9 protein-coding genes are annotated in these 12,411 nt (G+C 42.8%); 5 read left to right on the top strand and 4 right to left on the bottom strand.

The annotated features are described in order from the left end of the window. Window positions 1-52 precede the first annotated feature (52 nt). The 4 genes from G7Y45_RS16650 to G7Y45_RS16665 form a co-directional block, all read right to left on the bottom strand. Entirely contained in the window at window positions 53-610 is a 558-nt protein-coding gene (locus G7Y45_RS16650; protein WP_005780311.1) for an NADH peroxidase, read from the bottom strand. A gap of 21 nt (window positions 611-631) precedes the next feature. After that, window positions 632-1,051 carry a Fur family transcriptional regulator gene (locus G7Y45_RS16655; RefSeq protein WP_005780312.1) on the bottom strand — a complete coding sequence of 140 codons (420 nt, stop codon included), beginning with the start codon at window positions 1,049-1,051 and terminating at the stop codon, window positions 632-634. Between the two features lie 169 nt (window positions 1,052-1,220). After that, entirely contained in the window at window positions 1,221-1,568 is a 348-nt protein-coding gene (locus G7Y45_RS16660) for a DUF805 domain-containing protein (protein ID WP_005780313.1), read from the bottom strand. Window positions 1,569-1,751: 183 nt separating this feature from the next. After that, window positions 1,752-3,863 carry a M3 family metallopeptidase gene (locus tag G7Y45_RS16665; protein ID WP_032540764.1) on the bottom strand — a complete coding sequence of 704 codons (2,112 nt, stop codon included), beginning with the start codon at window positions 3,861-3,863 and terminating at the stop codon, window positions 1,752-1,754. A 110-nt stretch (window positions 3,864-3,973) separates the two neighbouring features. Between G7Y45_RS16665 and G7Y45_RS16670 the strand changes: the two genes are divergently transcribed. The 5 genes from G7Y45_RS16670 (at window position 3,974) to G7Y45_RS16690 (ending at window position 12,300) form a co-directional block, all read left to right on the top strand. Further along, window positions 3,974-5,899 (top strand): NAD(+) synthase, encoded by a 1,926-nt coding sequence (locus G7Y45_RS16670; RefSeq protein ID WP_165015755.1) that lies wholly within the window; start codon window positions 3,974-3,976, stop codon window positions 5,897-5,899. Between the two features lie 69 nt (window positions 5,900-5,968). Continuing rightward, on the top strand, window positions 5,969-6,505 hold the full coding sequence (locus G7Y45_RS16675) for a hypothetical protein (RefSeq protein ID WP_032530723.1): 537 nt from the start codon (window positions 5,969-5,971) through the stop codon (window positions 6,503-6,505). Between the two features lie 103 nt (window positions 6,506-6,608). After that, window positions 6,609-9,767, top strand: a complete 3,159-nt coding sequence (locus G7Y45_RS16680; RefSeq protein ID WP_165015752.1) for a SusC/RagA family TonB-linked outer membrane protein — start codon at window positions 6,609-6,611, stop codon at window positions 9,765-9,767. Window positions 9,768-9,798: 31 nt separating this feature from the next. Continuing rightward, entirely contained in the window at window positions 9,799-11,271 is a 1,473-nt protein-coding gene (locus tag G7Y45_RS16685) for a SusD/RagB family nutrient-binding outer membrane lipoprotein (RefSeq protein WP_005807453.1), read from the top strand. Window positions 11,272-11,295: 24 nt separating this feature from the next. After that, a complete protein-coding gene (locus tag G7Y45_RS16690) occupies window positions 11,296-12,300 on the top strand; it encodes a metallophosphoesterase family protein (RefSeq protein ID WP_005780325.1) in 1,005 nt (334 codons plus the stop codon). The last annotated feature ends 111 nt before the right edge of the window (window positions 12,301-12,411 follow it).

A 12,411-nucleotide genomic window follows, 5' to 3' on the forward strand; every position in this document is an offset into this window, starting at 1 on the left:
AAGGCCTGTATCCGTATAGATACAAGCCTTTTTCTATAATCATCTATATGATTTATTTCTTACCGAAATAACGGTTATAAAGTCCTTCAAAACCTTTACCGTGACGAGCTTCGTCTTTACACATTTCGTGCACTGTATCATGGATAGCATCCAAATTCAAAGCTTTAGCACGTGTAGCAATGCGCTTTTTATCTTCGCAAGCACCGGCTTCAGCATTCATTCTCTTTTCAAGGTTTGTCTTAGTATCCCATACGCAATCTCCCAGCAGTTCGGCAAACTTAGAAGCATGCTCAGCTTCTTCCCAAGCGTAACGTTTGAAAGCCTCAGCTACTTCAGGATAGCCTTCACGGTCAGCCTGACGGCTCATAGCCAGATACATACCAACTTCAGTACATTCGCCCATGAAGTGATTGTTCAAGTCTTTGATCATTTCTTCGTCACAACCCTTAGCCACACCGATTACGTGCTCGTCAACAAAAGTGAGTGCACCACCTTCTTCTTCAACAACTTCTACGAATTTGCTTGCAGGAGCTTTACACAAAGGACATTTCTCAGGAGCTGCGTCACCTTCATAAACATAACCGCAGACAGTACATCTAAACTTTTTCATTTCGTCTTAATTTTAAATTAATTAGTCAATACGTATATCATTTAAACAATTCTTACAAATACCTTTATAATAGTAATGCATTTCACTTACTTCATGTCCATTCATTTGAAGTCCTTCTACTTGTTTCATTTCAACCTGGCACTTCAAATCATAAATACGTCCACAACGTTTACACAAAAAATGAGCGTGTTGTGAAGTATCTCCGTCAAAATTGGTATTCCGTTCGTCGATAGTAAGCATTTGTGCCGCTCCCTGTTCCGAAAACAGTCTAAGAGTATTATAAACCGTTGTCTTCGAAAGTGTTGGCATAGAGGGAGATAATGCAGTGTATATTTCATCAGCCGACGGATGTGTCCTATGTTCCATCAAATAGTTCATGATAGCAATACGCTGCATGGACGGTTTAATGTTATGCTCTAATAATCGGTTGTATGATTCCATCTTCTTCCTCTTTTACAAAATTGTATTCATTACAATTTTAAATCTGATGCAAAGATAAAGAGTTCTTTTATTTTCGCAAACAAAATACGGATATTTTTTTGATAAAATAGAAAAACGGCATACAAAATGACTTTTGCATGCCGTTTCTTATGACAATAATATGTACGTATTAAACTCCTTTGGGATTTTCACCATATTGGTTGCTGCCCGGCTGTCCATCCTGGATAGTCAGGAAGAGATACCAAAGGCTACCGATTACCGGCACAAAAGTGATAAACAACCACCATCCACTTTTACCGATATCGTGCATACGACGCACGCTAACAGCAATCATAGGCAGGAGCATAGCCAGATAATAAAGCCCTACAAATACACAAACTGTACCTAAAATGCCATCAATAATACCTGCAACAATAGCGAAAATAGCCATAAACAAGACAAACATCCAGTATTCACGTCTTCTGGCTCTTCCGTCAAAGTCTTTCCACTTCTTCAAAACATCAATGTACTCTTTCATTTTTCTAATTCTTTTAATAGTTAATAATTGTTGGTATTTTGTGTTTATTTCAATAAACCGCTGCAAATATAATAACTATTATTTGTATTTTTTATATTTTCTGCGTTTATTTTTAGCAAAAAATAAAAGGGGAAGATTGTTTCTTCCCCTATAGTACAATGTAAAAGCCCTGTATAAGCCAATCTACAATCCTCTGTTCCGTAACAAAGGTTCTATACCCGGTTCCTTTCCGCGAAAGTTCTTATACATATTCATAGCATCGTCAATTCCTCCCGGAGTGAGAATATAGCGACGGAATCTGGATGCTACTTCCTGATTAAAAAGATCTCCAGTCTCCCTATAGGCTTCAAAAGCATCACTATCAAGCACTTCAGCCCAAATATAGCTATAATAACCAGCCGTATATCCACTATTCATAATATGGTTAAAATAAGTAGTACGATAACGGGGAGGTATCTGATTCGGCAACCCTCGTTCTTTAAGTACAGTTGTTTCAAATTTAACGATATCCATATCTCCGGGAATTTCTTTGAGCACATGATAATCCATATCAAGCAAAGAAGCAGCAAGATATTCGGTCGTAGCAAATCCTTGTCCATACTTGCCACTCTTATCAAGTTTTTCAATCAAAGCAGAAGGAATCACCTCACCGGTCTGGTAATGTTTTGCATATACCTTCAGTACTTCCGGCTCAAATACCCAATGTTCCATAACTTGGGACGGTAGCTCTACAAAATCGCGCGGCACTCCGGATACTCCATAAAAACGTACATCTTTAAACAAATTGTGCAATGCATGCCCAAACTCGTGGAATAAAGTGCTGGCTTCATCTGCACTGAGCAAAGCAGGCTGACCCGAAGAGGGTTTGGTGAAGTTGCACACAATTGTTACTACCGGTGCCAAACGTTTGCCGTCACGATAGGTTTGAGAGCGGTAAGTCCCGCACCATGCACCTGCTCGCTTGCTTGAACGGGGAAAGAAATCCATATAAAGCACCCCCAGATGACTACCGTCCTTATCTTTGCACTCGAAAGCCTGTGCTTCTTCATGCGGTTTTGGTATGTCATTTATTTCGGAAAAAGTGATACCATAAAGTTTATTAGCCACATAGAAGGCGCCGTCACGAACATTATTCAATTCAAGATAGGGACGTATTTCATTTTCGTCCAGACTGAACTTTGCTTTCTTTGCTTTCTCAAAATAGTAGCGCCAGTCCCATCCTTCAGGGGTGAAGTTAGCTCCTTCTTTTTTAATTTCAGCCTGAATGTCAACTAACTCTTCCTTAGCTTTCGCAACTGCAGGAGTCCAGATCTGATTCAGTAAACGATACACATTCTCCTCGTTCTTCGCCATACGGTCTTCCAAAACATAAGAAGCATAATCGGCATATCCCATCAGTTTAGCTTTCTCCAGACGTAAAGTAACCAATTTCTTCACAATTTCATTATTGTCTGTCTCGTTACCATTATTGCCACGATTGATGTATCCCTTAAATATCTTTTCACGCAACTCACGATTATCTGCATATTGCAAAAAAGGCATCACACTCGGATTGTGTAAAGTAAAAAGCCACTCTCCTTCCAGCCCCTCTGACTTAGCTGCTTCGGCTGCAGATGCCACGAGACTTTCCGGCAATCCGGCAAGGTCCTCTTCCTTATCTATAACCAACCGGAAGGCATTGGTTTCTTTCAGCAGATTCTGCCCAAAAGTCAACTGCAACATTGAAATCTCGCTATTCAACTGGCGCAACTTTGCCTGGTCAACAGAATCGAGATTAGCACCTCCACGAACAAATTTCTTGTAAGTCTCTTCCAGTAATTTATTCTGTTCTTTATCTAAACCCAATTGCTCGCGTCGTTCATAAACCTCTTTCACACGAGCAAACAGAGCAGGGTTCAGACTAATATCATCACGGTGTGCCGAAAGCAATGGGGTAAGCTCTTTGTTTAGGGTCTGCATTTCATCGTTCGTATTACAACTGTTCAACCCATAAAATACTGTATTCACCTTATTTAATAACTCTCCACTCTGATCGAATGCAGCAATAGTATTATCAAAATCCGGAACCGAACGTTGATTTACAATAGCATCGATTTCTTTTTTCTGCTCTTCCATCCCTTTCAGGAAAGCCTCTTTGTAATGCTCTACTTTGATCCGGTCGAACGGTGGAACACCAAAAGGAGTTGAATACTCAGCCAGAAAAGGGTTTCCGGCATCGGTGGCTGCTTTCTGTGCACTTGTGCCGCAAGCAGTCATCACGGCAGCCATTCCGGCAGCCATAAGCATCTTCTTCATGTTTTTGTGCGATTTAATATTATAATGTATCAATTCAAATTTGACAAAAATACAAAGATTCGATTTAAATGCCTACTTTTGCCGGTAGAAATGATAAACCCTGATAGAAAATGAACTACGGATTCGTAAAAGTTGCGGCGGCTGTTCCCCGCGTAAAGGTTGCAGATTGCAAATTTAATTCAGAAAGACTGGAGGGTCTTATTGCCATTGCCGAAGGCAAAGGGGTGCAGATCCTTACTTTTCCCGAAATGTGTATTACCGGATATACCTGCGGAGATTTGTTCGCCCAGCAACTTCTGCTTGAACAAGCAGAAATGGCGTTAATGCAGATTCTGAACAATACCCGCCAGTTGGACATCATTTCTATATTGGGTATGCCGGTAGTAGTCAATTCCACGATTATCAATGCCGCAGTCGCTATCCAGAAAGGCAAAATACTGGGAGTAGTACCTAAAACCTATCTACCTAATTATAAAGAGTTTTATGAACAGCGTTGGTTTACATCTGCTTTGCAGGTCTCGGAAACCAGTGTACGTTTGTGTGGACAAATTGTTCCGATGGGCAACAACCTGTTGTTTGAAACAGCAGAAACAACTTTTGGAATAGAAATATGCGAAGACCTTTGGTCTACGGTTCCTCCAAGTTCTTCACTGGCGCTGCAAGGGGCTGAAATCATTTTTAATCTTTCTGCCGACGATGAAGGGATCGGCAAGCATAGCTATCTTTGTTCTCTGATCAGCCAGCAATCCGCACGGTGCCTCTCCGGTTATGTTTTTTCATCCAGTGGTTTCGGCGAATCAACGACGGATGTGGTTTTTGCAGGAAACGGACTCATATACGAAAACGGTGGCCTGCTTGCACGAAGTGAACGGTTCTGCCTGGAAGAGCAATTAGTTATCAGCGAAATAGATGTAGAATGTATCCGTGCCGAACGCCGTATTAATACAACTTTTGCTGCCAACAAAGCCAATTGCCCGGGTAAAGAAGCAATCAGAGTCTCTACGGAATATACCAACAGTAAAGATCTGAATCTTACCCGTACATTCAACCCACACCCTTTTGTTCCACAAGGAGCTGAACTCAACAATCGTTGCGAAGAAATCTTCTCCATACAGGTCGCCGGACTGGCACAACGCTTAGTACACACAGGAGCCAAAACAGCTGTAGTGGGAATTTCCGGAGGGCTCGACTCTACACTGGCATTATTAGTATGCGTCAAAACATTCGACAAGCTGGGATTATCCCGTAAAGACATTTTAGGTATAACCATGCCGGGGTTCGGAACGACCGACCGCACTTATCATAACGCCATCGCTTTGATGAACTCGTTAGGGATTTCGATTCGCGAAATCAGTATTAAGGAAGCATGTATCCAGCACTTCAAAGACATCGGACATGACCTCAACGTACATGATGTAACATACGAAAACTCACAAGCGCGCGAACGCACGCAAATCCTGATGGATGTAGCCAACCAAATCTGTGGATTAGTAATCGGGACGGGTGATCTCTCTGAACTTGCATTGGGATGGGCCACATACAACGGTGACCACATGTCGATGTATGGCGTCAATGCAAGCATACCCAAGACACTGGTACAACATCTTGTACAATGGGTAGCTGAAAATGAAGTCGACGGGAAATCTAAAATAACCCTGCTGGACATTGTAGACACTCCTATCAGTCCTGAACTGATACCGGCAGATGATAATGGAGAAATCAAACAAAAAACGGAAGATCTGGTAGGTCCTTATGAACTCCACGACTTTTTCCTGTACTATTTTCTGCGATTCGGCTTCCGCCCGTCGAAAATATACTTTCTGGCACAAACCGTATTCAACGGAATATACGATGCTGAAACCATAAAAAAATGGCTGCAAACCTTTTTCCGCCGGTTCTTCAATCAACAATTCAAACGTTCGTGTCTGCCCGATGGTCCAAAGGTAGGAAGTGTCTCCATCAGTCCGAGAGGTGACTGGCGTATGCCAAGCGATGCCAGTTCGGCTGCATGGTTGAAAGAAGTATCCGAATTGTAACAATGACGATACCTCTTTTTAATATGATGTCGCGACCTTTGCAACGTCATATTAAAAAGAGGTAAAGTTATGAAAAGACAATTTATTTTAGCATTTGTACTATTTGTATCCAGTATTGCCCTGAACGCTGCAAATTCAGTGCCGGATGATGACAAATCCGACAACAAGAATAAAGCGGAAGTAAGCTCAGTCGTAAAAACAACATGGGAGTTCTATTCTGCCATTAAACAGCCATCGGCAGAAGCACTGGCCAATGTAACTAATTACAAATTCGGACAAGAAGCCGGTTATCTCTATAACCAGTTCATGAATATCTATGTGGTAAGGGAAGAAGTAGTTCCGGGTGATCCTACCCGTCGTACCGTCATTCGGAAACCTACTATCTACAATGCCGTACGTTCTATCGAAAAACAACTGAACAGAGAACTCAAAAGTAACAAAATGGGGCAGGAACAAGTAACTGCCGAATTTACAAATGTACTCAAAATAGCCATCTCTGCTTTCGACTCTGAAACCGAATCATTCGAAGACGTTTTACAACAAAATCGCAAAAATGCAGCCGCCCTTCTTTCCGTTTTCCAAAACGTAAAACTAACCGATATTTAAACTTTTTCAATAGGTAAACTTATACTTGTAGCAAGCCTCGGACAATGGTAAATCTCTTGTCCCGGCATCTGCTATGCCCAAACACTAAATTAGTACATAACTTATGAACAGTAAATTTTATCTGTTTCTTTGTTGTATGTTTTTGTGCACATCACTTGCTTTTGCACAGACAATCAAAGTAACAGGAACAGTAACAGACAAAATGGGACCGGTAATCGGTGCCACAATCATGGTAAAAAACTCAACGAACGGTACGGTCACCGACATAGACGGACGTTACCGTCTCGAGGCCTCCATAGGTGATATCCTGACTTTCTCTTTCGTCGGATACAATACGGTAGAAAAAGAAGTGAAAAGCAATAATCCTATGATCAACGTTGAACTGACAGACGATGTACAGGCTATAGATGAAGTAGTAGTAACTGCTATCGGTATCAAACAACAAAAGAAAAAGATCGGTTACACCACCCAGCAAATCAACAGTGACGTGTTGAATGCAACTCCCAACCTGAATGTCGGTTCTGCACTTTCCGGGCAAGTAGCCGGCTTATTGGTAGCCAATCCGACCGGTATTTTTCAGGCACCAAGTTTCAAATTACGCGGTAATACTCCTTTGATTGTATTAGACGGTGTTCCGGTAGAAACGGACTTTTTCGATATATCGAGTGAGAACATCGAAAGTGTCAACGTGTTGAAAGGTACAGCAGCTTCGGCGTTATATGGTTCACGCGGAAAAAACGGAGCTATCTTAATTACCAGCAAAACAGCCAAGAAAGAAGGGTTGGAAATCAACTTTTCCACCAACAATATGATTACTGCCGGTTTTGCCGTATTACCCGAAACACAGCATCAATATGGTAGTGGTTCGAACGGCAAATACGAATTTTGGGACGGTGCCGACGGTGGTATCTCAGATGGTGATATGACATGGGGTCCCAAACTAAACGTCGGGACCAAAGTAGCCCAATGGAATAGCCCCATCCGAGACAAAGTGACCGGGAAAGAAATTCCTTGGTGGGGAGATGTGAAAGGGACTCAATATGATGACAAATCACGCTACGAACGAGTTCCTATCGACTGGGTATCTCATGATAACCTGAAAGACTTCCTGCAAACAGGATTAGTAACCAACAACAACATCTCTATCGCCTATAAAGGAGAGAAAGCACGCTACTTTGTAACCGGACAGTATGCTTATCAAAAAGGACAGGTACCCTCTACACAAATGCACAGCGGAGGGGTCAACTTCAACTCCACTTTCGATCTTGCTCAAAACCTGCAACTTGACGCCAATCTGGCGTATAACAAGGTGGTTTCTCCAAGCTATCCACGCTATGGATACGGACCTAAAAACCATATGTACACCATTGTTGTATGGATGGGAGACGATGTGAACGGTAAAGAACTCCGTAAACATAAATATGTTCCGGGACAGGAGGGATATCGCCAGGCCAGCTATAACTACGCATGGTACAACAACCCTTATTTTGCCGCCGAAGAGCTTCAGCAGTCGGAAAACCGTGATGTAGTGAACGGTCAGCTACGTCTCAATTATCAACTCCTGCCCAACCTGAACATTCAGGGACGCGCAGCCTTACGTCAGAAGACAATTCTACAGGAAATGAAAGTTCCCAAAACTTACATGAACTATGGTGACTCACGTGAAGGCGACTACAAAGTCTGGAATGACCACCAGACCAATGTGGATGCTGATATACTGGCTACCTATACACAAGACCTTACTCCCGATATTCTTTTTACACTGAATGCGGGTAGCTCTGTATTTTACCGAAATTACCGTCAAGAGTACCAGTCTACCGACGGTTTGATCGTTCCTTTCGTATACAGTATCAAAAACACCCAAGGACCATCCATTACCGATGCCAACCGGAACGAGAAATCCATCCGCAGTATTTATGGCTCTGTCAACCTCGACCTTTATAAATATGCTTACCTGACCCTGACGGGACGTAATGACTGGTCATCCACTCTCGCAAAAGGCAGCAATTCTTACTTTTATCCTTCCGTAGCAATCAGTACAATGGTGTCTGAATATGTCAAACTACCTACATTCATGGATTATCTTAAAATGTATGGCTCATGGGCAGTCGTTTCTACCGACTTGTCTCCATACCAGATTATATCTACCTACACTAAAGATACCAACTATGGTTCAAACCCGTCTATCTCCTATCCCTCGTCTCTGGTGAACTATTACATCAAACCCCAGAAAACGACCTCTTGGGAAGCAGGTTTATCAACTTCTTTTTTCCGGAACCGTCTCTCCTTCGACCTGACATATTATCACACGATTGACGAGAACCAGATCATCGACCTGAACATATCGAATGCTTCGGGTTTCACCAGCCGTAAAGTGAACGGTAATCAATATACCACTAACGGATGGGAAATCATGGCAAACGTACAGGCAATCCAAAATAGAGATTTCCAATGGGAATTTGCCCTGAACTGGAGCAAAAGCATAAAGAAGCTGACAGAAATATATGGTGGACAAAAAAAATTCGGTGACTTGAAAGTAGGCGACCGTGCCGACGCATTCTACGGTTCACAATGGCAAAAAAGTGCTGATGGAGAACTGATTCTCGATGAAAATGGCATGCCGACCAAAGACGCCTACAAACAATATCTGGGACATCTGGACCCCAACTTCCGTATGGGTATGCAGAATACGTTCCGTTATAAAGACTTCACCCTGTCTGTCGATCTGGATGGTGCGTACAAAGGAGTCATCTATTCCGTACTGAGCGAAAAGTTATGGTGGGGTGGTAAACATCCGGAGTCTGTTGAATACAGAGATGCACAATACGCAGCCGGACATCCGGTATATGTGCCCAACGGTGTAGTGGTAACCGGAGGTGAACTGAAACGTGACATTGACGGAAATGTCATCTCGGATACCCGTACATACAGACGTAATACAACAGCCGTCGATTGGCAGCAATGGTGTCAGAATTACCCTTATCAGGCTTATGTGTCATCCAAAGAGAATGCGAAGTTTGCCAATGTATTCGACCGTAGTTACATTAAATTGCGCCGAGTAGCCCTGACCTACAACTTCACTAAATTACTTTCAAAACAAAGTCCCGTGAAAGGACTGACTGCCACAATCTTCGGCAACAATCTTGCTGTATGGAAGAAAGTTCCTTTCGTCGATCCTGACTATACGGGAGACAGCAATGACGGAGGGGCCAACGATCCTACTGCACGCTATATCGGTATGGGAGTCAACATAAAATTCTAAACATGTTATGAAACCAATAAGAATTTATAAAATGAAAAAGATATTATTATTTATGGCATCCATATGGATGTGCGTATCCTGCGGAAACCTGGAAAAGATGAATATAGATCCGGACAACGCCACTCAAACCCATCCCAAACTTTTGCTGACACAAATCAGTATGAATGCATTCAAAAGAGGAACCGACGGAATGTATGCTACTAAAAAAGTGATTCAGACTGACGGAGAAAGTGCCGACCAATACTACAAATGGACACGGGGAAGCTTTGGCTACTACGATAACCTGAGAAATGTACAAAAAATGGGTGAAGAAGCCGAACGTGTGAACGCTCCGGTATATACGGCGCTTACCAAATTCTTCCGTGCCTATTACTTCTACGAACTGACCTTACGCTTTGGGGACATTCCTTACCGCCAAGCCTTAAAAGGAGAAAAAGAAGAGATCTATACTCCTGAATACGATACTCAGGAAGATGTTTTCACGGGCATCCTTCAAGAACTGAAAGAGGCAGATGAAATACTGGCAAATGACGCCTCTGTAATTGATGGTGATATTATTTACAATGGTAATGGCAATCAATGGAGAAAGCTGATCAACTCTTTCCGGTTGAAAGTACTGATGACTCTTTCGAACCATACGACTGTGGGGAATCTTAATATTGCCTCCGAATTCAAGGCCATTGCAACAGGCAGCCCACTAATGGAAAGCCTGACCGACAACGGGCAGCTGGTTTATCTGGATCAACAAGGGAATCGATACCCTCAGTTTAACGCACAATGGTCCGGCTATTACATGGATGATACTTTTATCCAACGAATGCGTGAACGTCGGGATCCACGGCTTTTTATCTTCAGCGCACAAACCAATAAAGGAAAGACTGAAGGAAAGGCCATCGACGATTTCAGCTCTTACGAAGGAGGTGACCCGGCAGCTCCTTACAGTGATGCTATCATTAAAGTAAGTGAAGGAACCATATCACCTATCAATGACCGTTTCCGCACAGACCCTATTGTAGAACCAACCATGTTAATGGGGTATGCAGAACTGCAACAGATTCTCGCCGAAGCTGTCGTACGAGGATGGATCAATGGCAATGCGCAAACATATTATGAGAATGGTATCCGTGCCTCTTTCTCCTTTTATGAAACACATGCCAAAGCCTACGCCTCTTATCTCAATGCCGATGCGGTCAACCGATACTTACAGGAACCTTTGGTCGCCTTCGGCAAAGCTGCCAACGTAGACGAACAGATAGAGCGCATCATTATGCAAAAGTACCTTGTAACCTTCTATCAAGGCAACTGGGATTCTTTCTACGAACAATTGCGCACTGGTTACCCGGACTTCCGCCGGCCTGCCGGAACAGAGATCCCTAAACGTTGGATGTATCCGCAAGGTGAGTACGACAACAACGGAGCTAACGTAGAAGCGGCCATCATGCGGCAGTTTGGTACAGGAAATGATAAAATCAATCAAACCACCTGGTGGCAAAAAAAAGACTAACCCAAATTCAAAAAAGTTATAACGATGAAAAAAATAATTCTAAGCAGTGCACTGCTACTGGCAAGCTTATGCGGACAGGCACAACAGGCTCCAGAAAAAATAAACTTCAATAAGAACGGAGAATTCAAGATTGCACAGTTTACCGATATGCACCTGGGACATGACCAGGAAAAAAACATGATTGTAGCAGACATGATAAAAGAAGTACTTGACTCTGAAAAGCCGGATCTTGTGGTTTTCACAGGAGACATTACCACGATGGACGAGGTCAGCCAGGCATGGGAAGCCATAGCCGGCGAACTCGCCACTCGCCAGCTCCCCTGGACTGCCGTCTTGGGTAACCACGATGATGAATATGCAGTAAAACGGGATGAGATTATACGTATCATCCAGCAACAACCTTATTGTATGATAAAAAACATCGCTGAAGGTATTAAGGGAGAAGGTAATCACATTATCCCAATCTATGGTTCGGCAGATAACAAAAAAGTAGCTGCACTGCTCTACTGTCTGGACACGAATGCCTACTCAAAACTCAAAACAGTGAAAGGATACGATTGGATCGGACAATCACAAATCAACTGGTATACCCGTGAAAGCCAAAAATATACCGAGCAGAACGGAGGACAACCTCTGCCCGCATTAGCTTTCCTCCATATTCCATTGCCGGAATATACTCAGGCATGGGAGTCATTTGATACCAAACGATACGGCGACCGCAACGAGAAAGAATGCAGCCCAAACATAAATAGCGGAATGTTTACCCAAATGCTGGAATGCGGTGATGTGATGGGAATTTTTGCCGGTCATGACCATGTGAACGACTACATCGCTACACTTTACAATATCGCTTTGGGGTACGGACGCGCTTCGGGCGGTAAAAACACTTATGGTGACAAAACACCCGGCAGCCGTATGATCGTTCTTAAAGAAGGTAAACGGGAATTCGACACTTGGCTTCGTGAGAAAGAAAATACGGAAAAGCTAAATGTCTGCACCTATCCGGACTCGTTCGTGAAAAAGAAATAGAGATCCTTCTTTTTCAGCTTACACAAAACGTTCTATAAGGAAAGTTACAGAGTTATTCATAAATCCCCCTTTTATAATAAACGTGCATTTATTACAAAAGGGGGATTTATA

The sequence above is a fragment of the Bacteroides sp. ZJ-18 genome, assembly GCF_011038705.2.
Lineage (GTDB): Bacteria > Bacteroidota > Bacteroidia > Bacteroidales > Bacteroidaceae > Bacteroides > Bacteroides hominis.